This window comes from Aestuariibius insulae (assembly GCF_040783535.2).
Classification (GTDB): Bacteria; Pseudomonadota; Alphaproteobacteria; order Rhodobacterales; family Rhodobacteraceae; genus Aestuariibius; species Aestuariibius insulae.
On record NZ_JBFONW020000006.1, the window covers coordinates 115,033 to 138,341 of the forward strand.

Below are 23,309 nucleotides of genomic sequence, written 5' to 3' on the forward strand. Positions count from 1 at the left end.
TTAAGAAAGGAGGAACAAAGTGGGCTTAAAGACGCGCGACGGTCACGTCGGCCGCTTCAAGTGCGTTTCGAACCGATCTGGCGATGGCCAGCGCCTCGGGTCCGTCTCCGTGTACGCAGATTGTATCGATTCGCGCGGGAATGCGATTGCCGCTGGCCGTCAGGATCTTACCGGTCTTGACCATGTCGACCATTCGGCTTGCCGCTTCGGCGGGATCGTGAAGCACGGCACCCGGCAATGATCGGTCGACGAGGGTTAAATCATCGTTATAGGCCCGGTCCGCAAAAATCTCTGCCGCCCATTGGCAGCCGAGATCCGTCAGGACAGGCTCCATCGCCGTGCCGGGAAGAGCGACGATGACAATGTCGGGATCGACCTTGAGCGCGGCCTCGAACAGCGTGCGGGCCAGCGCCTCGTTCTCGCAGGCCATGTTATTGAGGGCGCCGTGGATCTTGAAGTGACGGACTTGCCCGCCTGCTGCGCGGGCCATGCCTTGGGCGGCGCCAAGCTGGTAGGTCATTGCATTTACAAGCTCTTTCGCCGGGATCGGCAGACGGCGGCGTCCGAAACCCTTGAGATCGGCAAAGCCGGGATGGGCGCCGATGCCGACGCCTTTCTGAACCGCGAGCGCCATGGTGAGGGCCATGACATCGGGATCGCCTGCATGGAAGCCACAGGCGATGTTAGCCGAGGTCACGATGTCGAGCAGTGCCGCATCGTTGCCCATGGTCCAGGCGCCGAAGCTTTCGCCCATATCCGCGTTGAGATCGACTTTCATGGCTCCTCCCGCCCGGCTGTAATGCCGCTAATCAGCTGATATGACAGCAGATCCGGAATATCCCGCGGATCGCGCAGACGCGGGCCGATCTGCTTGGGAAGCGTCTTGCGACGCGCCATTTCAGTCCGGTGGAGGGTGAGCGCCTCCTCGCGGGAGACGAAGCGGAAGGTTAGCGGCTTACCCGGCGGCGTCTGAACGAGGCGCGGCATATCGGTAGGGATCACGGCCGCAATGCGGGGATACCCGCCGGTCGTCTGGCAGTCTGGCATCAGGACATAGGCGGTGCCGTCACCGGTGATCTGGATGTCGCCGGGAAGGGTCGCCTCGGAGAGGATATCGAGCTGGCCGTTGGCCTCAAAGCCCTTGGTATCGTGCGATAATCTGAGGGCGCTGCGGGTCGATCTGGGATCAGGCGTGAAGCGCGTGGCCTCGAATCGGACGCGCTCCTCTTTGGCGAAAAGGGCGGTCTGGACCGAGGAGAGGATGCGGATGGGGGCGTTCTGATCCGGACGGTTGGTATTAAGAACAAGGTCGGCGGTCGCGTTGGTTTTAGGGTCGTAGGGAAGGCGGTCTTCGGCTTGCAGGGGCTGGCCGATGCCTGCCTTGAGGTGAATCGAGCGGCTGCCGAGGACAAGATCGGTGCGGAAGCCACCTGCTATGTGGAGGTAACTGTAGATCCCGTCGCGGCCCGGCTGGAGCGTCAGCTCGGTCTCCGGAGGGAGGAAATGCGTGGCGTTCCAGGCCAGATCGGTCCGCATCGGCGCGCCGGAAAGTGCAATAATCGCAGGATGTTGGCCGGTGCGCAGCGTGATCGGTGTTGTTGCAAGCTCGATGGCGGCGGCGTCGGTGTCCTGCCCCAAAAGGAGCGCACCTTCAAGAAGCGCCAGAGGATCGACCGCGCCGCCTCGTGAGACGCCTCCGGCGAGTTGGCTGGGGCGGCCCCTGTCCTGCAGGGTTGCTCCGGGGCCGGCCTTGGTGAGTGTCAGATGCGCGGTCATGGTGCGGGCTCGTGGGTAGCGCCGCCCATGGGATCATCCCGTAGGCTCTTGATTTCATAAGCTGAAACAGAACGCCAGCGGACCTCGTCACCTGCGCTGAGGGGGAATGGACGCTCCGCCTTGGGCTGAAACGGGCGGAAGGCGGTTTGGCCGATATGACGCCAGCCGGTGGGTCCGGGGGCGGTGAAGAGCGTGATCTGGCGAACGGCGCAGACCAGTGCTCCGGCGGGGACCTTGGGGGTCAGGTCGGTCTGGCGGGGGAGGTTCAAATGCCCCGGCAGAGCGCCGAGATAGGGCTGGCCAGGGGCGAAGCCGATGGTCAGAACGCGCAAGGGGGCGGCCAGAATCTCGGTGGTGAGATCCGAGACAGACATATCTAAAAGAGCCGCCATTTCAGGTAGTTGCGGGCTAAGTTCCGGATCGAAAGCGGCGGGGATGTGCCAGAGTTTGCGGGTTTTGGGCAGGCCCTCGGCGTACCAGTCGACGGCTTTGACGCGAGCGCGGAGGGCTTCGAGAAGATCGTCTGGATCGGTGACGGTTGCGTCGCAGCAGACAAGGACGGAAGCGAGGGAGACGGAGGTCTCGGTGACGCCATCGGGGCGGTCCGCCTCAAGGGCCGATCGGAAGGCGATGGCGGCGGAATTTGCTTTAAGATCAAGGCGATCGGCAAAGCTGACCAGCACGCCTTCGAGGCCGAGCGGAGCGATGCGGGGGAAGTCGGTGGCGGGTGTCATCGCCCTCAGAATTGCCGAGCCGGGAGGGAAAGGCCAGTGCGGAGGCCGTCTGGTAGAGGCAACGACCGCAAGAGCCTGCGAATCGGTAGTTAACAAAGGCGATTTGCTGAGATCGGGCGTTCGGTATCGGGTCGGTATTACGTCGGTATCTGGTCGGTGGATTTTCGGCATGGGCCCGGGTTAACGATGCGTCCGCTCTCCGGCGCAACACCGCTCAACAATCCGCGCGGGATGAGCCTGATTGTTGAGGCGAACCGGCTGGCCTTGGGGCGCAGCTTCTGCGATGACGCGGCGGCCAAGGAGACCGGGGCGGGGAATGACCGAGATTTGGGAAGGGATGAAAGCGGCGGTCTGGCTGATCGTCACGCTCGACCCTGAATTGATCGACATCACGCTGCGGTCGCTGCAGGTGACGGTGACGGCGGTGGTGATTGCGAGCGCAATCGCTCTGCCGCTTGGTGCGCTGCTGGCGATCCAGCGGTTTCGGCACCGGCGGGCGACGATTGCGGTTCTGAACGCGCTGATGGGTCTGCCGCCTGTGGTGGTCGGGCTAATTGTTTACCTGATGCTGTCGCGGTCAGGGCCGTTCGGGGTGTTCGGGCTGCTCTTTACGCCGGCGGCGATGATCATCGCGCAAGTCATCATCATCACGCCGCTGATCGCGTCGATTGCGCATCAGGCGATCCGGGATCTGTGGGCTGAATATCACGACCTCATGATCTCGATGAACACGACGAAGGGGCAGCGCATCCGGACGCTGCTTTGGGACGGGCGGCGGGCGCTGATGACCGCCTCGCTTGCCGGGTTCGGACGGGCCATCGGAGAGGTCGGGGCGATCATGATCGTCGGCGGCAATATCGACAATGCGACGCGGGTTCTGACGACGGCGATTGCGCTGGAGACCGGGAAGGGCGATTTCGGGCTGGCTTTGGGGCTGGGGTTCGTCCTGATCGGGCTGGCGATCTTTGTGAACCTGGCGATCCATTGGGTCGGGCGCACGGAAAGCGAGGGGCGATGGTGACATCGATCCTTCCGCTGGAGTTGCGCGGCGCGGTGGTGCGGCGGCGGGGAAAGCGCCTGCTGGGGCCGGTCGATCTAACCGTGGGGTCCGAGGGGTTTACCATCGTCATGGGGCCGAACGGGTCGGGCAAGACAACCCTGATGCGGGCGCTGCACGGGCTGCAGCGGCTGACCGAGGGAGAGGCCGTCTGGGCCGCCGGAATGGAGGCCGTCCGCAAGCGGCAGGCTTATGTGTTCCAGCAGCCGGTGATGATGCGGCGGTCGGTGCGGGATAACCTTGCCTATCCGCTGCTTTTGCACGGGGCGAAGAAGGCTGACGCGCGTGCGGCGGCCGAAGGGTGGGCAGCGCGGATCGATCTGACCGAAGCGCTGGACCGGCCCGCGACGCAGCTGTCGGGCGGGGAGCGGCAGAAGCTGGCCTTGGCGCGGGCACTGATCCGCGAGCCGGAGCTTTTGTTTCTGGACGAGCCTTGCGCCAATCTCGACGGGAGAGCGACGCGGGATATCGAAGCACTCTTGAAGGTTGAGCACGAGCGCGGTACGCGGATCGTGATGGCGACCCACGATATGGGTCAGGCGCGCCGATTGGCGACCGACATCGTGTTCCTTTTAAACGGTAAAATTCACGAAATGGGACCGGCGGAGCCTTTCTTTGCGGGTCCGGCAACGCCCGAAGCCGGGGCGTTCCTGAAAGGGGATATCGTCTGATGAAACTGCCTGTCCTGTCCGCTGTTCTGGCTGCCGGTCTTGCCGTCTGTGCTGCGGCCGAGGAGATGAAGATGGCGGTGACGACCTCGTTCCACAATTCGGGACTGGCCGAGATCCTGCTGCCCGCGATTGAAGAGGAGACTGGGATCACCGTCGAGCTTCTCGTCGTCGGAACGGGTCAGGCGCTGCGGCTTGGCGAGGCGGGTGATGTCGATGCGATCCTCGTCCATTCGCGGGCGGCCGAGGACGCCTTTGTCGAGGCGGGATACGGCACGCATCGGCGGGAGATCATGTATAACGATTTCGTTCTAATCGGGCCGCAAGGCGATCCGGCGGGCGTCGCGAAGAAGGACGGGATCGTCTATGCGATGCAGGCTATCGCGATGGCCAAGGTGCCATTCGTCAGCCGGGGCGACGAAAGCGGCACGCATAAGCGCGAGCTGGATCTGTGGGAGCTGGCCGAGATGGATATCCCGCGCTTCGGCGACTGGTATCGCGCGGTGGGCGCGGGCATGGGCGCGGCGCTGAACACGGCGTCGGCGATGGACGCCTACATTCTATCGGACCGGGCGAGCTGGCTGAACTTTGGCAATAAGGGGAACCTGGCGGTCCTCTTCGACGGCGATGCGATGCTGTTCAACCAATATGCCTATATCCCGGTCAATCCCGCGCGGCATGATCATGTGAAGGCGGATCTGGCTAGGCAGGTCGAGGCCTGGCTTGTCAGCGAGAGTGCGGCGCGGTTGATCGACCTCTATACGATCGAGGGTGAAAAGCTCTTTACTTTCAACGCGCAGGGCAGCTGAGATCAGTGCTGGTGCGGCTCGTCGAGTGAGCCGTGGACGGCGAACTGGTCGAGCGTCGCCTCGGGCGCGTCGATTATGCTGAATGCCTCGCGCACGCCCGCCTCGGTCAGCTCGCGGCCCACGGTCAGGACGGTATTGGGCGCGTGGTCTTCGCAAAGCTCGATCATGTCGTTGATCTCTTGCGTCGCGGTCGGACGGGCGGCGTCCGTATCGGGCGCGCCATAATAGGCGACGAAGTGATGCGCGAGCAGCGCGATCAGGGTCTCGCGTTCATGCGGTTCGATCTGGGCGACGGCGACGAAGGTGACGCGGCCGAAGGTTTCGATGCCGAGCCAGCCGTTGGTGAAGGCCTGCTTGGCCTTGCCCGTCAGGTCTGCCTCGGACCAGTTGGAGAACTCGAAGCCGCCCGGGATGCACCATTCTCCGGTGCGGGCGGGCGAGTGGAAGACGCACTGGTCGCTTTCGTCGAAATGGATCGCGCGGGCGAGTTTCATGGCGTCTCCAGACAAGTCGTGAGCGGGATGAGGTGGGTGGTTTTGGCGTCCTTCAGGAGCATGCCGAAGTCTTCGTCGACGCCGGTAAAGGTGCCGGTGAGGCCGTTTTGGGTGATCTCCTCACCCAGCCCATGGGCGAGCGGGCGCCATTCGGAATGGAGCGGTCTGGTCCCCTCGTCGGTCCAGCGGTTAATCCAGACGAGGGTGTGGCGGACCCAAGCCTCGGTCAGGCGGGCGGGGTCCACGTCCGCGCAGCCTTCGGCATAGAGCGTGGTCTCGTCGGGGGTCGCGGGGCTGTCGTTTTCGGGCCAGAGCGGCAGGTGCAGACCGACGGTGAGCCAGTCCGGGATCTTTTGCAGGGCGCCGGTAGAGGCGGCGATGCGCAAGGCCCCGCACGCGCCGCCGTTAAGGCGGATCCCGCCAGTCCAATCGAGATGGACGGCCACTTCGGGCGGGGCGAGTGCGCCGAGCGCGTTCTGGAACCCGATGCCGCAAAGCGGCAGCATCGCCATCGCCTTGAGCAGCGGGACCTCGGGGGCAAAGACCATGGCCGCGCGCAGATCGGTATCGGTGATGGCGTGGGTGACGAGACCGGCATCGCAGCCGAGTGCGGCCTGTGCGCAGGCGCGCTCGAACGGGTCTGCGCCGGGGACCGCCTCGGCGCTGAAGAGCGGCGGAACGGTCAGCTGGGTCATGCGTGGCCGCCTGCGATGAGTCTGCGGGCGACGGCGCGGAAGCCCTCGGCTTGGGGGCTGTCCGGTTTGGAGACGACGATGGGCGCGCCGCCATCCGCCGCCAGCCGGATGTCGAGATGGAGCGGGATCTCGGCCAGAAGCGGGATGCCCAGCTTTTCCGCCTCAGCCGCGACGCCGCCATGGCCGAAGACATGCTCCTCGTGACCGCATTCGGAACAGATATGAGTCGACATATTCTCGATCATGCCCAGAAGTGGGGTCTGGAGCTGGTTGAACATGTCGATGCCCTTGCGGGCGTCCATCAGTGCGACGTCCTGCGGGGTGGAGACGATGATCGCGCCGTCGACCTCGGCCTTTTGGGCAAGGGTCATCTGGACGTCTCCGGTGCCGGGCGGCAGATCGACGATCAGCACATCGAGCGCGCCCCACTGGACCTGCATCATCATCTGCTGCAGCGCGCCCATCAACATCGGGCCGCGCCAGACGACCGCCTGGTCGTCGTTGGTCATTAGGCCGATCGACATCAGGGTGACGCCGTGATTGCGTAGGGGCAGGATCGTCTTGCCATCGGGCGAGGCCGGGCGGCCCGAGATGCCGAGCATCCGGGGCTGCGAGGGGCCATAGACATCCGCATCGAGCAGACCGACGCGGCGGCCTTCGGCGGCGAGCGCGCAGGCCAAATTGGCGGAGACGGTGGATTTGCCCACGCCGCCCTTGCCCGAGGCGATGGCAAGGATCCGGTCGACGCCAGGGATCTTTTCGGGGCCTTTCGGCTGCGCCGCTTTCTGCGGTTTGAGATCGGGCGGCGGCGGGGTCGAAGCGGTCATGACCGCCGACACGGAGGCGATGCCGTCCAGCGCTTTCACCTTGGCCTCGGCTTCGGCGCGGACGGGTTCGAGTTCCTTGGCGCGGCTGCCGTCGATGTCGAAGACGAAGCGCACGGCCCCGTCATTCACGGTCAGCGCGCGCACCATGCCGGCGGCGACAATGTCCTGACCGGTCGCGGGATCGGTCAGGGTCTTCAGCGTCTCGAGGACGTCGTCACGGGTGGTCACGGATCAGCTCTGCCCTTTGATGGTGCCGGTCACGACATGTTCCAGATCGAGACCGTCCACGGTCAGAACGACCTTCGCCTCGTAGGTTTTCCCGGCGCTGTCCGCGTCGCGCATCGCCCCTTCGATGGCCTGCTGCGAGGTGACGCCCACCTGCTTGAGGAACTTGCGCATGCTCATGTTGAAGTCTTCGTCCATCGGGCTTTTCCTTTTCTTTCGGTCGGTTGAGACCAGATCCGCACTCGCTACCCCGTACCATGGCAGGACATAAGGCCCCGGCGGGGGCGCGCCAGTGTCAGTGATCCTTGCGCTTGCTCAGGTAGTCTTCGGTCGTGCGGACCTTGGGGCGGTCGCCCGCGGCGAAGGGGTTATTGTCGGAGTGATATTGCGCGTTGATCCGGCACTTGTCGCACATCTGGATCATGCGCGCGGCCTCGGGGTTGGAGAACATCGAATGCTTGCCCGCGAGTTTCTCGGTGATGCGCTCGACCGTGGATTTGGAGCCGAAGAGCGTGCCGCATTCGATGCAGGCGAAGGGTTCTTCCTCGTAGAGCACCTTTTGATCGAAGGCCTCGTCGGTGAGGTTAAAGCGCGGCTCGAGCGTGATGGCCGTCTCGGGGCAGATATTGGCGCAGAGGCCGCATTGCAGGCAGGCATCCTCTTGGAACCTGAGCTGCGGCAGGTCGGGATTGTCGCCCAGCGCGCCCGAGGGGCAGAGAGAGACGCAAGAGAGGCAGAGCGTGCAGGCGTCGGTATCCACGAGGACGGCGCCGTAGGGGGCGCCTTCGGGCAGCGGCAGGATTTCGGCGCCGGGGTTGAGGGCCTTGGCCGCCATGCGGGCGACCTGACGGCGCGAGCCCATGGGCAGGACGGGATCGGCTGTGACGGGCGGCTGCGCATCCTTCAGCAGGTCGGTGAGCGCGTCGGGATCGGCAGGGTCGAGCAGGCGGACGGGCTGGCCCGCGATGGCTTCGGCCAGGGGGATCTGGCGGTCCAGCGCGTCGCGTTCGGTGCGGGGGGAGAGCAGCAGATCGACGGAGGCAAAGCCGCTGGCCAGAGCCGCGAGGATCTCGGCATGGCCAAAGCCGGAGAGCGCTTCGACCTCGAGCGGGATGACGTCTGCGGGCAGACCCGCGCCATAGCGGGCGGCAAGCGCGATCATCTCGCGGCCATGGGATGCGTCATGGACCAGAAGGCGCGGCGCCGTGCCGCCTGCCTTGCGGAAGGTGGAGGCGAGCGTCTGGACGCGGCGAAAGATCGTGTCGACGGGCGGCGCGTCGTAGGTAATGGCGCCCGACGGGCAGACGGCGGAGCAGCCGCCGCAGCCCGCGCAGATCATCGGATCGATAGCGACATGTTCCCCGGCGGAGGTGATGGCGCCGGTCGGACAGACGCCGATGCAGTTGGAACAGGCGGGCTTTTCTGCGCGGGAATGGGCGCAGAGCGATTCCTCGAGCCGGACATAGAGCGGCTTTTCGAAGGTGCCGATCATCTGGCCTGCCTCGAAAACGGCCTTGGCGACGGCAGGCTGGCTGCCGGGATCGGCGCGCAGGTAGCCCTCGCGCTTGGCATCGGCGGGGAAAAGCGGGGTGCCGCCGGTCAGATCGAGGATGAGATCGCAGACCGAGACGCCGCCATTCTTAGGCTCGGTGAAAGTCGGCGCACCGCGCCCGCCGGGGATGCGTTGCTGCAGGGCGTCGATGCGGACCTCGAACGCGCCCAGCGCGCCACTTGCGCGTTTGAGCGTGCCGAGAATCACGTCGACCTCGGCGGGCGGGTCGGTGTCGAGGCCATCGGTGAGCAGAGCCGTGACGCTGAGCGTCTGGGCCAGCGTTTCGGCGGCGGGCAGGACAGTCTCGGCGGTCCCGATGATGAGGCAGAGGCCTTCGGAGACGATATCGACAACGCGCGGGTCGGGGATGGCGATCAGCGCCTCGGCGGCGAGCGCGGCCATCTTGGGCGCAGTGGAGGCGGTGTCGTCGGTCCAGCCCGCGCGGTCGCGGATATCGACGAAGCTGGGGATCGGGGCGCCGATTTCGGCGGCGAGCTCCTCGAAGCGGGCGCGTTCCTGCTGGCAGGCGACGATCACGTCTCCGGCGGACAGAGCGTCGGCGGCGGCCGCGATTTCGCGGGTGCAGAGCGCAGTGTGGACGCCCTGGCAGGCAAGACCGGTCGCCTTTTCAATGCGGTCCGGGTCAATGGACTGACTGTCCAGACAAGTGCACAAAAGCAGACGGTTGGACATCGCGGGGCGGCCTTTTCAAGACGGGATTGATGGAGCGCGGCGGCTAGTAAAGCCACGTTTTGTCAAAATGGTAAACAGCACACCAGAAGGACGACGGGTCAAAGCAACACATAACCTGCGGTGGCGCGTCGGTTTGTCTCGCTCCCGTAGAAGTCGCTTATACGATAGTCGTAAAGGAACCGTTAACCTTAGTTAAGGGACTTGTGGTCCGACTTGTGTATAACGCAAGATAGCACCACTTTTATGTCAGGGGACATAGTTTGAAGACGGAACGACACAACGGGCAGACTCTCCCTCTTGGGATTGTACTCCGCCGTATACCGGGTGTGACCCGGTGGGCGGCGTGGAGCTGGCGTGCTGTCTCTGTGCTGCCGGGAGCGGCTGCCGCGGAGTGGAAAGAGCTGCGCCGGGATGGGGATGCGGTCGACTATCATGCCGCGACCGTGCCGTTGGAGCTGTTCCGGTCCGATACCGAGGCTTACCTGCATGGGCTGTCGGCCAAGGTGCCCTGCATCTATGTGGTGATGCGGCAGACGGGGGTTGCGGATCGTCCGCTAGAGATCGTGCTGGCCACCGCGTCGCCTTATGAGGCGCAGGATTACGCGGATAACGGCGACGATCTGGTGGAGAAGGTGCAGATGCCTGGCGGGCTGATTGCGCTGATCCGGGATTTCGTCGAGGCGCACCACGAGGACGAGGTGTTCATCAAGCGGCGCCGAGACAAGCATCGGACCGATGCGGTCGAGGATGGAATCGGGGATCCGAGGATCGCACAGATGACGGATGTCTATCGCTCTCCGGCGGGCAAGAAGGCGCGGGCATGACGGGGCGCACCGATTTCTGGTCGGCCCGCCGCGCGCGGGTCGAGGCCGAGGCGCAGGGGGAGGTTGCCGTTGCCGAGGCCCGGACGGAGGCCGAGCAGCTTGCCGCGCTGGAAGAGAAGACCGACGAGGAAATCCTCGAGACGCTGGAGCTGCCGGATCCCGATACGCTTCAGATGGGCGATGATGTGACGGCGTTCATGTCGAGGATGGTGCCAGACCGGATCCGCCGCCGGGCGCTGCGCCGTCTTTGGCGGACCAATCCGACGCTCGCCAATGTGGACGGGCTGGTCGATTACGGCGGAGACTTCACCGATGCCGCGACCGTGGTGGAAAATCTTCAGACCGCCTATCAGGTGGGCAAGGGGATGCTCGATCATGTGTTGAAAATGGAGGCAAAGGCGCAGAACGAGGCGGTGGATGACGCCGATTTGATGCCCGAAGACCACGAGTCCGACCCTGAGGTTGAAGATAACGTCGGGGAAATGGTGGACGAATCACCCGGAGATTGTGAACGTGGCGTCATTAACGAATTTGCTGACGACGCTTCCGTAACCAGTGCCGACGACGCCGAGGGCCCGAGCCCTCGCCGACGGATGCACTTTGCCTTCGACGAGGATGCGACCGCATGACAGCCGAACCCGCCCGGACGATCGAGGTTGCCGCAGAGGACCGGCTGCGCGCGGATCTCTACAATTATCTGGGGCTGATCCTGTCGGCTCCGGCGGATCGGGTGCTTCTGGATCAGACAGCCGCCTTGTCGGGCGATGACAGCGATCTGGGTCAGGCGATTGGATCGCTTGCTAAGGTTGCGAAGGTCAGCACGCCCCAGGGGGTGGAGCGGGAGTTCAACGCGCTGTTCATCGGATTGGGCCGGGGAGAGCTTTTGCCCTATGGCAGCTATTATCTGACCGGGTTCCTCAACGAAAAGCCGCTGGCGGCCCTGCGCGGCGATATGGCGGCGCGCGGGATCACGCGAGCGCAGAATGTGTTCGAGCCCGAAGACAACATCGCCTCTTTGATGGAGATGATGGGCGGCATGATCGCAGGCCGCTTTGGCACGCCAGCCGCGCTGGGCGATCAGAAGACGTTTTTCAACAAGCATATCGGGCCGTGGGCGGCGCATTTCTTCCAGGATCTGGAAGGGGCGAAGACCTCGGTTCTCTATGCATCGGTAGGACGTGTGGGACGAGTGTTCATGGAAATTGAGGCGGAAGCCTTCAGACTGACGACGGCCTGACGAGGCCGCAACGGCGGATCTGACCGCCTTGAAATGAGAAAGGGACGAGGGATGACAAAAGAGGTTAAAGACCGCGCGAAGAACCGCCGGGATTTTCTGAAGCTGGCGGGCGCTTCTGCTCCGGCGGCTGTGGTCGCGCTGAGCGCATCGGGTGCCGAGGCGGCACCGGAAGAGGCCGTCGATCTGACCTCCGATACGATGCAGGACACCGCGCATACCCGCGCCTATTTCGACAGCGCCCGCTTCTGACACGGCGCTGAGACACATGCGGGGCCGTCGATTGGGGAGACGCGCACCGACCTTAACTCACACCCAGCCAGCCCGGACGGGCAGCAAGGGAGGGATATATGCTACGGAAAAAGACAAACGGCGCACCCAGACACACGAGCCGCACCGGCCTTCTGTCTGATATCAAGGAGGCGACGGTCGATCGCCGCGCCTTCCTGCGCGGATCGGGTCTGGCCATCGGCGGCCTTGCCGCGATCAGCGCCACGGGCGGAACGGTCACACCGGCGACCGCCGCGACGGCCGCTTCGGGCGCGATCGAGACGATTAAGACGGTCTGCACGCACTGTTCGGTGGGCTGCACGGTCCTGGCCGAAGTGCAGGGCGGCGTCTGGACGGGTCAGGAGCCCGGCTGGGACAGCCCCTTCAACCTCGGCGCCCACTGCGCGAAGGGCGCTGCGGTTCGCGAGCACGCCCATGGCGAGCGCCGCCTGAAATACCCGATGAAGAAAGAAGGCGGTGAGTGGAAGCGCATCAGCTGGGAGCAGGCGATCGACGAGATCGGCGACGGCATGATGCAGATCCGCGAAGAAAGCGGGCCTGACAGCGTCTATTGGCTGGGTTCGGCCAAGCACAATAACGAGCAGGCGTATCTGTTCCGTAAGTTCGCCGCCTATTGGGGCACCAACAACGTCGACCACCAGGCGCGGATCTGCCATTCGACCACCGTTGCGGGTGTTGCGAATACATGGGGCTACGGCGCCATGACCAACAGCTACAACGACATCCACAAGTCCAAGGCGATCTTTATCATCGGCGGCAACCCCGCCGAGGCGCATCCCGTTTCGCTTCTGCATGTTCTGAAGGGCAAGGAAGAGAACAACGCGCCGCTGATCGTTTGCGATCCGCGTTTTACGCGCACGGCAGCCCATGCGGATGAATATGTCCGCTTCCGGCCCGGCACCGACGTCGCTTTGGTCTGGGGGATCCTCTGGCACATCTTCGAGAACGGGTGGGAGGATAAGGAATTCATCCGCACCCGTGTCTGGGGCATGGACCAGATCCGCGACGAGGTCGCCAACTGGACGCCCGAGGAAGTCGAACGCGTTACCGGCGCTCCGGGTGAGCAGCTGCGCCGCGTCGCCTTCACGCTGGTCAACAACCGCCCCGGCACCGTGATCTGGTGCATGGGCGGCACCCAGCACACCAACGGCAACAACAATACCCGCGCCTATTGCGTGCTTCAGCTGGCGCTGGGCAATATGGGCGTTGCGGGCGGCGGCACCAACATCTTCCGCGGCCACGACAACGTGCAGGGCGCGACCGACCTTGGCGTTCTGTCGCACACCCTGCCCGGCTATTACGGCCTGAGCGCCGGTGCCTGGGCCCATTGGGCGCGCGTCTGGGACGAGGATCTGGATTGGCTCAAAGGTCAGTTCCAGGCCACAAAAGACGCCGAGGGCAAGGATGCCAGCCTGATGAACCTCACCGGGATCCCGGTGTCGCGTTGGATCGATGGCGTGCTGGAGGATCCGGCGAATACGGACCAGCCTGACAAGGTGCGGGCGATGGTTCTCTGGGGGCATGCGCCGAATTCGCAGACCCGCATGAAGGAAATGAAGACGGCGATGGAACAGCTCGACATGATGGTCGTGATTGATCCCTATCCCACCGTCTCGGCCGTCATGCAGGATCGTACCGATGGCGTCTACCTGCTGCCGGCCTGTACGCAGTTCGAAACGCGCGGCTCTGTCACCGCGTCGAACCGGTCGATCCAGTGGCGCGACAAGGTTGTGGAGCCTCTGTTCGAAAGCCTTCCCGATCACGTCATCATCGCTAAATTCGCCAACAAGTTTGGCTTCGGCGACCGTCTTCTGCGCAATATCGAGATGGAAGATGCCGAGACGCCCAATGTCGAAAGCATCACCCGCGAGTTCAATCGCGGCATGTGGACGGTGGGCTATACCGGCCAGTCGCCCGAGCGCATCAAAAAGCACATGGCCAACCAGCATACGTTCGACAGAACGACGCTGCGCGCCAATGGCGGACCGGCTGATGGCGATTACTACGGGATGCCGTGGCCCTGCTGGGGCACGCCCGAGATGAATCATCCGGGCACGCCCAACCTTTACGACATGTCCAAGCCGGTTTCCGAAGGGGGTCTGACCTTCCGCGCCCGCTTTGGCGTCGAACGGGACGGCGACAATCTGTTGGCCGAAGGCGTTTATTCGGCGAACTCCGAGATCCAGGATGGCTATCCGGAATTCACCTATCAGATGCTGGTGGATCTGGGCTGGGACGGCGATCTGACCGACGAGGAGCGTCAGTCGATTGCCCGTGTCGCTGGGATCGTGACCCAGAATGTCATCGAGAACGAGGTCGGCAATTCCGACGATGGTGACAATCAGGACGGCATCACCTCGCCTTCCGGCAATCAGGCGTCGAACGAGGAGGTGGGCGAGCAGTCCATGTCGCCGTTCCCGTCCGACTTCAACGAGCGGGCGGCGGGCGTCAACTGGAAGACCGACCTGTCGGGCGGGATCCAGCGGGTTGCCATCGCGCACGAATGCGCGCCGTTCGGCAATGCCAAGGCTCGCGCGGTCGTCTGGACCTTCCCCGATCCGGTGCCGATCCACCGCGAGCCGCTTTATACCAACCGGCGCGATCTGGTGGCGGATTATCCGACTTACGAGGACCGAAAGTTCTACCGCCTGCCGACCATGTACGCGTCGATCCAGGAGCGGGACTTCAGCGAAGGCTTTCCGATCATCCTCACCTCCGGCCGTCTGGTCGAATACGAGGGCGGCGGCGACGAGACCCGGTCGAACCCGTGGCTAGCCGAGCTTCAGCAGGACATGTTCGTCGAGATCAATCCGCGTGATGCCAACAATCTGGGTGTGCGCGACGGCGCGCAGGTCTGGGTCGAGGGTCCTGAAAGCGGCAAGGTCAAGGTCATGGCGATGGTCACCGAGCGGGTGGGAGAAGGCGTTGCCTTCATGCCCTTCCACTTCGGCGGCCACATGGAGGGCGTGGATCTGCGGGACAAATATCCCGAAGGCGCCGACCCTTACGTGCTGGGCGAAAGCACCAATACCGCACAGACCTACGGCTACGATTCAGTGACCCAGATGCAGGAGACCAAGGCCACTCTCTGCAAGATCTCGGTCGCGTAAGGAGGAATGGGAAATGGCACGAGCTAAATTTCTCGTCGATGCGGAACGGTGCATCGAATGCAATGCCTGCGTGACCGCGTGCAAGAACGAGCACGAGGTCCCGTGGGGGATCAATCGCCGCAAGGTGGTCACCATCCAGGACGGCAAGCCGGGCGAACGCTCGATCTCGGTGGCCTGCATGCACTGTTCGGACGCGCCCTGCATGGCCGTCTGCCCGGTGGACTGCTTCTACCAGAACGAAGAGGGCGTGGTCCTGCACTCCAAGGATCTGTGCATCGGCTGCGGCTACTGCTTTTACGCCTGCCCGTTCGGTGCGCCGCAATTCCCGCAGGCCGGTAATTTCGGATCGCGCGGCAAGATGGACAAGTGCACCTTCTGCGCGGGCGGCCCGGAGGAAAACCACTCCCAGGCGGAATTCGCCAAATACGGGCGCAACCGGATCGCCGAGGGCAAGTTGCCGATCTGCGCCGAGATGTGCGCGACCAAGGCGCTGCTGGCCGGGGACGGCGACACGGTGTCCAACATCTACCGCGAGCGCGTCGTGGCTCGCGGCTTTGGATCGGGCGCCTGGGGTTGGGGCACGGCCTACGATCAAAAGGGCGGCTGAGCGCTGCCAGGGTTCGGGGCGTCCTTTCGAGGGCGCCCCTTTGGTTTTTTGTCTGACAGCCCAGAGACGGGCCGTCCGTTGATCTTACGACAGCTGTTCGCTTCCCACTTGAGGGGTCCGTCATGGTCCACAGATTGCTCGCTCTTCTTCTTGTTCTCTGCCTTGGTACGGGCGCTGTCGCGCAGGACGGCTTTACCCCGTCCGATCCGGACCGCGCCGCGACCGGAGGGGCGCAGACGCTGGAGGATATTCTCGCCCGGCAAGAGCAGCTTAACGTGGATGACAGTTTTCGCAGCGATCTGACCGGCGATCCGGAGGCGGCTGCGCCGACGACCGGTCAGCTGGGCACACGGGGCGGTGCGTCCGATCCCGATCTGTGGCGCGGTTTGCGCTATGATACGGCCGATGTGACCACGCAGGTGCGCGGGCCTGCGGCGACGACGCTGATCCAGGATGGCGGCATGCGCTGGCTGCAGCTTCGCGACGGGCCCGTGGCGGTCTATGGGGGCTATCTGCTTCTTGCGACGATTGCGCTGTTGGCCTTGTTTTACGTTATTCGGGGCCGGATCCGCATCGATGGGGCCAAGACGGGGCGCACGATCACCCGTTTTCAAGCGGTGGAGCGGTTTGGGCACTGGCTGCTGGCCGGGTCTTTCATTCTACTGGGGATCACGGGGCTGGTGTCGCTGTTCGGGCGCAAGGCGATTGCGGCCTTTCAAAGCGCCGACAATCCGGAAAACTACGAGCGGGCGCGCGAGGTCTATGCGACGCTCGCGCTGGCGTCGAAATGGATCCACAACAATGTCAGCTGGGCTTTCATGATTGCGCTGGTGCTGATCTTCGTGATGTGGGTCTGGCACAACCTGCCGGACCGGACTGACATCAAATGGCTGGCGCAAGGCGGCGGGATCTTCACCAAGCATCACCCGCCCGCCAAGAAGTTCAATGCAGGTCAAAAGCTGATCTTCTGGTCGGTCATCGTTCTGGGCACCTCGATCTCTGCCTCTGGTCTGTCGCTGCTCTTTCCGTTCGAGCTGCCGATGTTTGCGGCGACCTTTGACAAGATCAATGCGCTGGGCGTTCCGGGCTGGTTCGGTTTCGCGCCGCTTGAGACGGCTTTCGCACCGCATGTCGAGATGCAGTATGCGCAGCTTTGGCACGCGATCGTCAGCTTCGTGCTGATGGCGATCATCATCGCGCATATCTATATCGGCTCGGTCGGGATGGAGGGCGCCTATGACGCCATGGGCAGCGGCGAGGTCGAAGAACAATGGGCGCGCGAGCACCACAGCATCTGGGCCGAAAAGGTGCTGACAGAGAAGAGCGCGGCGCCGTCGGGGTCGGCTCAGGCAACGCCTGCGGAATGAGCGGGCGCGGCGGACGGAAACAAGGAGGACTGCCAGGATGAAAGCGATGTTTCTAGCCTTCGTGGCGATGGGGATCCTTGCCGTTGGAGCCGATCTGGCGCTCGACCGGATCGGGTTCTCAAGCTCGGATCGCGGGTCTGGCGCGGATGTTCGGCTGGACGACAGCTGACGCGTTGACCCGCGTTTGGCGGGGCTGCTGGGTATCGAGGGGGGCGGGCCTTGCGCTTGCGTCAGCCCGGTGGGGGTATTTGATGACGGAGTGTCGTCTTGGCCGTTTGGCGGCCAGACATGTCTGGTCCGTCGCGCCTGCTTCGACCGGAAACTTTTGATCTGGGAGAGAGGGTCGGATCCGGATCTGTGTGACCCATAAGTGAGATGGATCTTGGGCCACGATCCCGGGGGATCGCGGCTTGTCTTGAGGACTGCCCCCGGATGTCAGTCCGTTGTCTCGTAGGGCGGCGCGTCGGGCCATTCGACGAAGAGCTCCGATCCCGACATGCTTTTCAGAAACGCGACCAGATCGGTTTTCTCGGTCTCGCTTAAATCAAGCGGGCGCAGCAGGTCGGATTTGGTTCCCCAAACCTCCTCCTCGCTTCCGCCACCGCGATTGTAGAAGTCGACGACCTCCTCAAGCGTGCTCAAGCTGCCGTTATGCATGTAGGGTGCGGTGTAGACGAGATAGCGCAGGGGCGCCGTCCGGTACTTGCCCAGATCGGCCCGATCTTTGGTAACCGCGTAGAGGCCGGGATCGCGCAGCTCCGCAAAGATTTCCGGGTCCTCCACCTTCTTGCTTCTCAGCCGCTCGCGGAGCGCGATTTGCCTCAACGGTTCTTCCTTGAAAGATGGATGGGGAGGCACTCCGAGATTGTGGAACCCCTGATCCGTCGCCAATGGACCGTTGTGCAGGCGATGCATCCGGCCTTGCCTTCGAACAGATCCATTCCGCGAAGCGCCTCTTCGGACATCGCGGCCTCGTCACCGCGCATATAAAGGTCGAATGGGCTATCGTCGGAGATAAGCGACCGCTCGAACTCGGCAATGGCCTGGAAGGCGAGCGGAGCGCTCGGTGGCTCTCCAAAGGCGCGATCAAAGCGGTCGACATAGACCGGGATCTGCCGCAGCCGCTCTTCGGCCAGAAGATGGTTCATGTTTCCGATCAGCGCCGCGCCCATCGCGCCGCCGGCTTGCTTGTCGAGCGCACCTGCCTCGCCCGTCCAGAGCCAGCCTTTGGTCAGATACCCGCTATTGACGATTGTCGGCGAGTTTCGCCAGTGGACGTTTACGGGATATCCGCGCGATAGATCGAGTCCGTCGCCCCGCCCGAAGCTGGGATCGTGGCAAGTCGCGCAGGCTAGGGATCCGTCGCATGACAGACGCGTTTCAAAGAAGAGAAGGCGTCCCAGATTGAGGACGAAGGTGTCGAGTTCTCCTTCGCTGGCTGTTGGAACCGGTGAAGGAGGCCGAGGTTTTGCTGCGCAAATTCGGTGGAACCGGCGATCCCGCGCGAGATCGTTCTAGAAACCGTCTGCCTTGCGGTTGTCATCGCGCACCCCTTCAAGTGCTCATATTGACTTCGTGCTTTGACCCGGTGGGATGAGACGTCGTTGAACGGACCCTGTATCTAGGCCAGTCGCCCGACATCGATGGCGGGTTGCGGCATCTCGATGCCATTGCGGATCAGCACTTCAGCTCCTTCGGGTGGCTCCGGTCGTCCCCAGAGAAAGCCTTGGCCGAGGTTGCATCCAAAGCTTGTGACGATCTGGGCCTGAGCGTCGGTTTCGATCCCCTCCACCACGATCGTCATGCGCAAGCCGGTCGCGATATCAACGATAGCGTCGAAGATGAAACGCGCCTCGTCAGACCTTTCTATTTCGGTGATGAAGCTGCGGTCGATCTTGAGCTCGTCGGCGGGGATCTGGCGCAGATAGGCGAGGCTGGAATAGCCGGTTCCAAAATCGTCCAGCGAGATCTTGACGCCAAGCTCGGACAGCGCGGTCAGAATAGTCTCCACATCTTGCCAGTTGGTCAGCATCACGGTTTCTGTGATCTCGAGGGTCAACAAGGACGGATCCAGATCGAACTCCTCGAGAACCTTGGCCACCAGGCCGACGATCCTGTCACTTGCGAAATGAAGCGGCGAGAGGTTTACGCTTACCGTCAGCTTACGTTTGTAGAGCCTGTTCCATTGGGAGAGCTGCCGGCTCGCCTCTCGCAAGACGAAGAGGTCTAGATCAACGATGTGACCGGTTTCCTCTGCCAGGGGAATGAACTCGCCCGGAGAGATGACGGTGGCCTCGCGGCGCCATCTTATCAACGCCTCAAATCCCGAGACCGCGTGCGTTGCGAGATCGACCTTTGGCTGGAAGACGGGGAAAAACTCACCGTTGAGCAACCCGGCGGGGATTGCCTGGATCATCTCGCGGCGACGGCCTAACTGTTCTTCCAGTTCTGCACTGTAGCAAACGAGTTCCTGCTTGCTGCGATACTTTGCTTCGGCCAAAGCCAGCTCGGCTGCCCGGGCAAGCGCCTCGGACCAGTTATCGGCATCCTTCTGGATCTGGCTGCTTTGCGCGGCGCCGACGGAGAGAACGATGTGCAGGCTTGTTCCCGGAACGTCGACGGCGCGATCAAGACTATCAATAAAATCTGTCTGAATGTCGGCGTCGCAAATATCCGTGTCCTGCGGGATCAGAACACCGAACTCGTCCCCGCCCAGACGAGCCGCGATGCCATTGCGGGCGAGCGCCCAGTCCTCAAGGCGCGAGCCGACGGTCTGCAGGACAATGTCGCCGCCCGCATGTCCATATGCCTCGTTGATTGCGCTGAACCGTTCCACATCGATCAGGAGAAGCAGACAAGTGCGGTCGGACGCCGCGATTTGAGCGAGGACCTCGTGCAGGGCAACGCGATTGGGCAAGTTCGTCAGAACGTCGTTTCGGGTCAGAAATTCTGCCTGATGCTCCGCCTCTTCGCGGCGGCGCCGGGCTTTTACCTCGACACGGAGCAGGAAAAGCAGGCAGGCAACAACCAGATTGACGCCGATAATGGCGAAGGCAAGCCAATTGGAGACGATACCGATAACGGCTGATTGTCTCTCTATCTCAGTCTCCTGCGCGTTGCGGATAAGGTCGATATACCGGACGATCGCGATCCGCGAATCCTCTGATTGAGCACGAAATTCGGTTAGAAGTTGTGGCACTTCGGTATCGTCCGCAATCAGGCTGCGTTGGGCGATTTCGATCGAATCGGTAACCGCGAGATACATTCGTCGCGCCGCTTCCGGCTCCGGCCCCTCGTCCATGCTGCTGGCAAAATTGTCGGCTTGAAAGTAGAGCGCACCTAGTCTATTTTCCAGACTAGACCGCCAGTCGGGATACACATTGCCGAGCGACGCCCCGTAGAACAGTTCGCGTTCGAGGTTATGGATCCCGGTCAGGGCATAAGCCGCATCCTTCACACGAGGCCCTTGGGTGACCGTTTCGCTGACGAGGCTTTGCTCGAACGATTTCTTGATCTGGAAAACGATTGCGGTGCTCGCGATAGCGAAGAGGGCGATCAGGGCAAAGATGAACCACAGCGAAACAAAGAGTGACAGACTGCGGTTCATGAGAGCACGAAACGGTCCGATAGATCGGGGATCAGATGACCCGCCGTCCGGAGATTTGGAAAAAACTGATACCATCTACAGACAAGCCTCGCCATCGATGGCTTAGCCTTAGTCAGAAGAGATGAACGGATGGTGAACTTTAAGAGAACATTTTATTAAAACGCTTAGGAAGCTGGCGATGTCTTAGAGATGTTTGCCGGTTTGCGGATCGAAGAGATGACACTGCTCGGCCGGGATACGGGCCTGGATGGGATCGCCGATCGCGGCGCGAAAATCCTTGTCGGCTTTGACCGAAATAATCGTGCCCCCAGCCTTGGCGGTGACCATCGTCGCGTCCCCGAGAAGCTCCAGCGAATAGACGGGCGCGGAGAGCTCTCCCTGATCGGGGACGATCGAGGCATCCTCGGCGCGAAAGCCAAGCGTGACGGGCCCGTCATAGTCCGAGGGAAGGCCCGCGATCCGGACATTGGCCGCCTCAAAGACACCGCCCGAAAGGGTGCCTTCCATCAGGTTCATTGCAGGGCTGCCGATAAAGCCCGCCACGAAGATATTGGCGGGGGTGTCGTAGATCTCGGTCGGGGTGCCGACCTGCTGGACGATGCCCTTGGACATCACCACAACGCGGTCGGCTAAGGTCATCGCCTCGATCTGGTCGTGGGTGACGTAGATCGTCGTGACCTTCAGCTCGTGGCTGAGATTCTTGATCTGCGCCCGGGTCGAGACCCGTAGTTTGGCGTCGAGGTTCGAGAGCGGCTCGTCCATGAGAAAGACGTTGGGCTCGCGCACGATGGCGCGGGCGAGCGCGACCCGCTGGCGCTGACCGCCCGAGAGCTCTGCCGGTTTGCGGTGGAGAAAGTCGTCAAGCTCCACCATGGCCGAGGCGCGTTTGACGCGGGCATCATGTTCGGCTTCGGGGATCTTCCGGACCTTCAGGGGAAAGCGGATGTTGTCGTAGACGTTCATGTTCGGGTAGAGCGCGTAGCTTTGGAACACCATCGCCACGTCCCGGTCCTTGGGATCGAGATCGTTGATGCGGGTTCCGTCGACGAGGATCTCGCCGTCGGTCACATCCTCGAGGCCCGCGATCATGCGCATCGTCGTGGTCTTGCCGCATCCCGACGGACCGAGCAGGACCAGAAACTCGCGATCCGGAATTGTCAGGTCGAACTTGTCGACGCCGACAAAGGAGCCCCATCTTTTGGTGACGTTCTTGAGCTGGATTTCGGCCACGCGCGGCTCCTTCGGCATTCCTGTCGATCCCGGCAGCCTAGGGGGCCGCGATTACCGCTGGCAAGAGCAAACCCGTACCGGACGCCGCCCGCAAAATCTGTTGCAATCGCATGGCCCCTGTCGCAGCCTTGGCCGATATGCCGGGCATGCCCCTTCGGGCCCGAAACGATCCGGTCAAAGCAATGTCACCAACGGGAGTACTGGTATGTCGAAGATGAACACCCTGATCGGGGCAAGCGCCCTGGCTCTGACGGCCGGGATGGCCTTTGCCGAAGGCCATGGCTGCGGGATTGAAAATGGCCGGATCAGCATCCTGTCCAATGACTTCCCGGCCTTGCGGGCAGTTGTCGAGCGGGCGCAGACCTGCGCGACGGACGGGATCGAGTTCAGCGCCAACCAGACGACAGAGCACAAGGACATCCAGGTTGCCGCGCTATCGGCGAACCCGTCCGAATACACGGCCGCCGTGGTCGCCAACGGATCGATCCTGCCGCTTCTGAATGAAGGGCTGATCCGTCCGCTGGACGATCTGATCGCCGAGCATGGCCAGAGCCTGAGCCCGACCCAGATGATCACCATCGACGGGCAGGTGATGGCCATCGCCTTCATGGCCAATGCGCAGCATCTCTTCGTGCGCACGGATATCCTCGAGCAGGCCGGCGTCGAGATCCCGACGACCTATGAGGAGGTAATCGAAGCCTCCGCCGCGATCGAGGATGCGGGGATCATGGACGATCCCTTTGCCATGAACACGCAGGTGGGTTGGAACCTCGCCGAGGAATTCGTGAACATGTATCTGGGCTATGGCGGGGAGTTCTTCGAGCCGGGCACCGCGAATGTCGCGATCAACAACGAAGCCGGAATTGCCGCGCTCGAGATGCTCAGATCGCTCAACGAATATGCCGATCCCGATTTCCTGACCTTCGATTCCAACGCGACCTCGGCGCTGTGGGAATCGGGCGAGATCGCCATCGCCACCATGTGGGGCTCGCGCGGGGCGACGATCCTCGACGAGGAAGGCTCCACCGATGAGGTCACATCGGCGACGCAGCTTGTCGGAGCGCCCACGGTCGGTGGCGGCGAGCGCCCGGCCTCCACGCTTTGGTGGGACGGCTTTACCATCGCCTCCAACATCTCGGACGAGGATGCCGAGGCGACCTTTATCGCCATGGTGAACGGCATCGATCCGGCAGTGATGGATGGCAATATGGACGCCGCCGTCTGGCTGATCGAAGGCTACCAGCCGGGACCGGCTGCCGAAGGCGTGGCCGCGACTGCGCAATCGAGCACCGCGCCTTATCCGATGCTGCCTTATATGGGCCTTCTGCACACGGCGCTCGGCAATGAGCTGGCCGACTTCATGCAAGGCAGCGAAAGCGCCGAGCAGGCGCTGGCCGATACCGAAGCGGCCTACACCACGGCCGCCCGCGAGCAGGGCTACCTTCAGTAAAAGCTGACCGAAGGGGCGGCGCGTCCGCCCCTTCGACCCTTCCCCAAGGCCCGGCGGAC

The 23,309-nt window shown here is 63.0% G+C and carries 24 protein-coding genes; 12 read left to right on the forward strand and 12 right to left on the reverse strand.

Features of this window, described 5'->3' with window-relative positions; translation table 11 throughout:
• Positions 1–25: 25 nt before the first annotated feature.
• The 3 genes from AAD018_RS16325 to AAD018_RS16335 are packed head-to-tail and all read right to left on the reverse strand — an operon-like array spanning position 26 to position 2,510.
• A complete protein-coding gene (locus tag AAD018_RS16325) occupies positions 26–778 on the reverse strand; it encodes a LamB/YcsF family protein (protein WP_367315779.1) in 753 nt (250 codons plus the stop codon).
• Positions 775–1,776: a 5-oxoprolinase subunit C family protein gene (locus AAD018_RS16330; protein ID WP_367315778.1), complete on the reverse strand. Its 1,002-nt coding sequence runs from the start codon at positions 1,774–1,776 to the stop codon at positions 775–777. The genes AAD018_RS16325 and AAD018_RS16330 overlap by 4 nt, the downstream gene beginning before the upstream one ends.
• A complete protein-coding gene (locus AAD018_RS16335; RefSeq protein ID WP_367315777.1) occupies positions 1,773–2,510 on the reverse strand; it encodes a 5-oxoprolinase subunit B family protein in 738 nt (245 codons plus the stop codon). Before AAD018_RS16335 ends, AAD018_RS16330 begins: the two co-directional genes overlap by 4 nt.
• A 316-nt stretch (positions 2,511–2,826) precedes the next feature.
• On the opposite strand from AAD018_RS16335, the gene AAD018_RS16340 reads away from it, so the two are divergent.
• From AAD018_RS16340 to AAD018_RS16350, 3 genes are read left to right on the forward strand one after another with little or no spacing between them, the layout of a single operon-like run.
• Complete coding sequence (locus AAD018_RS16340) at positions 2,827–3,531, forward strand: ABC transporter permease (protein ID WP_367315776.1); 705 nt, start codon at positions 2,827–2,829, stop codon at positions 3,529–3,531.
• Positions 3,525–4,238: an ATP-binding cassette domain-containing protein gene (locus AAD018_RS16345; protein WP_367315775.1), complete on the forward strand. Its 714-nt coding sequence runs from the start codon at positions 3,525–3,527 to the stop codon at positions 4,236–4,238. Before AAD018_RS16340 ends, AAD018_RS16345 begins: the two co-directional genes overlap by 7 nt.
• Positions 4,238–5,044, forward strand: coding sequence for an ABC transporter substrate-binding protein (locus tag AAD018_RS16350; protein WP_367315774.1), 807 nt, complete (start codon positions 4,238–4,240; stop codon positions 5,042–5,044). The genes AAD018_RS16345 and AAD018_RS16350 overlap by 1 nt, the downstream gene beginning before the upstream one ends.
• Positions 5,045–5,046: 2 nt before the next feature.
• On the opposite strand, the gene AAD018_RS16355 is transcribed toward AAD018_RS16350, so the two are convergent.
• The 5 genes from AAD018_RS16355 to AAD018_RS16375 all read right to left on the reverse strand — a co-directional run bounded on the left by AAD018_RS16355 (position 5,047) and on the right by AAD018_RS16375 (position 9,530).
• Positions 5,047–5,538: a DUF6505 family protein gene (locus AAD018_RS16355; RefSeq protein WP_367315773.1), complete on the reverse strand. Its 492-nt coding sequence runs from the start codon at positions 5,536–5,538 to the stop codon at positions 5,047–5,049.
• Positions 5,535–6,233 (reverse strand): biotin/lipoate--protein ligase family protein, encoded by a 699-nt coding sequence (locus AAD018_RS16360; RefSeq protein ID WP_367315772.1) that lies wholly within the window; start codon positions 6,231–6,233, stop codon positions 5,535–5,537. Before AAD018_RS16360 ends, AAD018_RS16355 begins: the two co-directional genes overlap by 4 nt.
• On the reverse strand, positions 6,230–7,288 hold the full coding sequence (locus tag AAD018_RS16365) for an Mrp/NBP35 family ATP-binding protein (RefSeq protein ID WP_367315771.1): 1,059 nt from the start codon (positions 7,286–7,288) through the stop codon (positions 6,230–6,232). Before AAD018_RS16365 ends, AAD018_RS16360 begins: the two co-directional genes overlap by 4 nt.
• A 3-nt stretch (positions 7,289–7,291) precedes the next feature.
• Entirely contained in the window at positions 7,292–7,483 is a 192-nt protein-coding gene (locus tag AAD018_RS16370) for a DUF6494 family protein (protein WP_367315770.1), read from the reverse strand.
• Between the two features lie 97 nt (positions 7,484–7,580).
• Entirely contained in the window at positions 7,581–9,530 is a 1,950-nt protein-coding gene (locus AAD018_RS16375) for a 4Fe-4S binding protein (protein WP_367315769.1), read from the reverse strand.
• A 260-nt stretch (positions 9,531–9,790) separates the two neighbouring features.
• Between AAD018_RS16375 and AAD018_RS16380 the strand changes: the two genes are divergently transcribed.
• The 8 genes from AAD018_RS16380 to AAD018_RS16415 all read left to right on the forward strand — a co-directional run bounded on the left by AAD018_RS16380 (position 9,791) and on the right by AAD018_RS16415 (position 17,132).
• Positions 9,791–10,354: a DUF3305 domain-containing protein gene (locus AAD018_RS16380; protein WP_367315768.1), complete on the forward strand. Its 564-nt coding sequence runs from the start codon at positions 9,791–9,793 to the stop codon at positions 10,352–10,354.
• Positions 10,351–10,983 carry a DUF3306 domain-containing protein gene (locus tag AAD018_RS16385; RefSeq protein WP_367315767.1) on the forward strand — a complete coding sequence of 211 codons (633 nt, stop codon included), beginning with the start codon at positions 10,351–10,353 and terminating at the stop codon, positions 10,981–10,983. Before AAD018_RS16380 ends, AAD018_RS16385 begins: the two co-directional genes overlap by 4 nt.
• The gene (locus AAD018_RS16390) at positions 10,980–11,591 is read left to right on the forward strand and encodes a TorD/DmsD family molecular chaperone (RefSeq protein ID WP_367315766.1); all 612 of its coding nucleotides are present in this window, start codon (positions 10,980–10,982) and stop codon (positions 11,589–11,591) included. The genes AAD018_RS16385 and AAD018_RS16390 overlap by 4 nt, the downstream gene beginning before the upstream one ends.
• A gap of 51 nt (positions 11,592–11,642) precedes the next feature.
• Positions 11,643–11,840 carry a twin-arginine translocation signal domain-containing protein gene (locus AAD018_RS16395; protein ID WP_367315765.1) on the forward strand — a complete coding sequence of 66 codons (198 nt, stop codon included), beginning with the start codon at positions 11,643–11,645 and terminating at the stop codon, positions 11,838–11,840.
• A gap of 98 nt (positions 11,841–11,938) precedes the next feature.
• Complete coding sequence (locus tag AAD018_RS16400; protein WP_367315764.1) at positions 11,939–14,989, forward strand: formate dehydrogenase subunit alpha; 3,051 nt, start codon at positions 11,939–11,941, stop codon at positions 14,987–14,989.
• Between the two features lie 13 nt (positions 14,990–15,002).
• On the forward strand, positions 15,003–15,596 hold the full coding sequence (fdh3B, locus tag AAD018_RS16405; protein WP_367315763.1) for a formate dehydrogenase FDH3 subunit beta: 594 nt from the start codon (positions 15,003–15,005) through the stop codon (positions 15,594–15,596).
• 122 nt (positions 15,597–15,718) lie between these two features.
• Positions 15,719–16,963, forward strand: a complete 1,245-nt coding sequence (locus AAD018_RS16410) for a formate dehydrogenase subunit gamma (RefSeq protein WP_367315762.1) — start codon at positions 15,719–15,721, stop codon at positions 16,961–16,963.
• Between the two features lie 37 nt (positions 16,964–17,000).
• Positions 17,001–17,132: a hypothetical protein gene (locus tag AAD018_RS16415; protein ID WP_367315761.1), complete on the forward strand. Its 132-nt coding sequence runs from the start codon at positions 17,001–17,003 to the stop codon at positions 17,130–17,132.
• A 266-nt stretch (positions 17,133–17,398) separates the two neighbouring features.
• On the opposite strand, the gene AAD018_RS16420 is transcribed toward AAD018_RS16415, so the two are convergent.
• The 4 genes from AAD018_RS16420 to AAD018_RS16435 all read right to left on the reverse strand — a co-directional run bounded on the left by AAD018_RS16420 (position 17,399) and on the right by AAD018_RS16435 (position 21,800).
• Entirely contained in the window at positions 17,399–17,788 is a 390-nt protein-coding gene (locus AAD018_RS16420; protein ID WP_412005304.1) for a cytochrome-c peroxidase, read from the reverse strand.
• Positions 17,785–18,444, reverse strand: coding sequence for a cytochrome-c peroxidase (locus AAD018_RS16425; protein ID WP_412005315.1), 660 nt, complete (start codon positions 18,442–18,444; stop codon positions 17,785–17,787). Before AAD018_RS16425 ends, AAD018_RS16420 begins: the two co-directional genes overlap by 4 nt.
• Before the next feature lie 140 nt (positions 18,445–18,584).
• On the reverse strand, positions 18,585–20,570 hold the full coding sequence (locus AAD018_RS16430) for a putative bifunctional diguanylate cyclase/phosphodiesterase (protein WP_367315759.1): 1,986 nt from the start codon (positions 20,568–20,570) through the stop codon (positions 18,585–18,587).
• A 183-nt stretch (positions 20,571–20,753) separates the two neighbouring features.
• Positions 20,754–21,800: an ABC transporter ATP-binding protein gene (locus AAD018_RS16435; protein WP_367315896.1), complete on the reverse strand. Its 1,047-nt coding sequence runs from the start codon at positions 21,798–21,800 to the stop codon at positions 20,754–20,756.
• A 205-nt stretch (positions 21,801–22,005) separates the two neighbouring features.
• On the opposite strand from AAD018_RS16435, the gene AAD018_RS16440 reads away from it, so the two are divergent.
• Positions 22,006–23,250, forward strand: a complete 1,245-nt coding sequence (locus tag AAD018_RS16440; RefSeq protein WP_367315758.1) for an ABC transporter substrate-binding protein — start codon at positions 22,006–22,008, stop codon at positions 23,248–23,250.
• Positions 23,251–23,309 lie beyond the last annotated feature (59 nt).

Coding starts and splice junctions, on each gene's coding strand:
- AAD018_RS16325 (WP_367315779.1), bottom strand. CDS start 778: ATGAAAGTCGATCTCAACGCGGATATGGGCGAAAGCTTCGGCGCCTGG.
- AAD018_RS16330 (WP_367315778.1), bottom strand. CDS start 1,776: ATGACCGCGCATCTGACACTCACCAAGGCCGGCCCCGGAGCAACCCTG.
- AAD018_RS16335 (WP_367315777.1), bottom strand. CDS start 2,510: ATGACACCCGCCACCGACTTCCCCCGCATCGCTCCGCTCGGCCTCGAA.
- AAD018_RS16340 (WP_367315776.1), top strand. CDS start 2,827: ATGACCGAGATTTGGGAAGGGATGAAAGCGGCGGTCTGGCTGATCGTC.
- AAD018_RS16345 (WP_367315775.1), top strand. CDS start 3,525: ATGGTGACATCGATCCTTCCGCTGGAGTTGCGCGGCGCGGTGGTGCGG.
- AAD018_RS16350 (WP_367315774.1), top strand. CDS start 4,238: ATGAAACTGCCTGTCCTGTCCGCTGTTCTGGCTGCCGGTCTTGCCGTC.
- AAD018_RS16355 (WP_367315773.1), bottom strand. CDS start 5,538: ATGAAACTCGCCCGCGCGATCCATTTCGACGAAAGCGACCAGTGCGTC.
- AAD018_RS16360 (WP_367315772.1), bottom strand. CDS start 6,233: ATGACCCAGCTGACCGTTCCGCCGCTCTTCAGCGCCGAGGCGGTCCCC.
- AAD018_RS16370 (WP_367315770.1), bottom strand. CDS start 7,483: ATGGACGAAGACTTCAACATGAGCATGCGCAAGTTCCTCAAGCAGGTG.
- AAD018_RS16375 (WP_367315769.1), bottom strand. CDS start 9,530: ATGTCCAACCGTCTGCTTTTGTGCACTTGTCTGGACAGTCAGTCCATT.
- AAD018_RS16385 (WP_367315767.1), top strand. CDS start 10,351: ATGACGGGGCGCACCGATTTCTGGTCGGCCCGCCGCGCGCGGGTCGAG.
- AAD018_RS16390 (WP_367315766.1), top strand. CDS start 10,980: ATGACAGCCGAACCCGCCCGGACGATCGAGGTTGCCGCAGAGGACCGG.
- AAD018_RS16395 (WP_367315765.1), top strand. CDS start 11,643: ATGACAAAAGAGGTTAAAGACCGCGCGAAGAACCGCCGGGATTTTCTG.
- AAD018_RS16400 (WP_367315764.1), top strand. CDS start 11,939: ATGCTACGGAAAAAGACAAACGGCGCACCCAGACACACGAGCCGCACC.
- fdh3B (WP_367315763.1), top strand. CDS start 15,003: ATGGCACGAGCTAAATTTCTCGTCGATGCGGAACGGTGCATCGAATGC.
- AAD018_RS16410 (WP_367315762.1), top strand. CDS start 15,719: ATGGTCCACAGATTGCTCGCTCTTCTTCTTGTTCTCTGCCTTGGTACG.
- AAD018_RS16415 (WP_367315761.1), top strand. CDS start 17,001: ATGAAAGCGATGTTTCTAGCCTTCGTGGCGATGGGGATCCTTGCCGTT.
- AAD018_RS16430 (WP_367315759.1), bottom strand. CDS start 20,570: ATGAACCGCAGTCTGTCACTCTTTGTTTCGCTGTGGTTCATCTTTGCC.
- AAD018_RS16440 (WP_367315758.1), top strand. CDS start 22,006: ATGTCGAAGATGAACACCCTGATCGGGGCAAGCGCCCTGGCTCTGACG.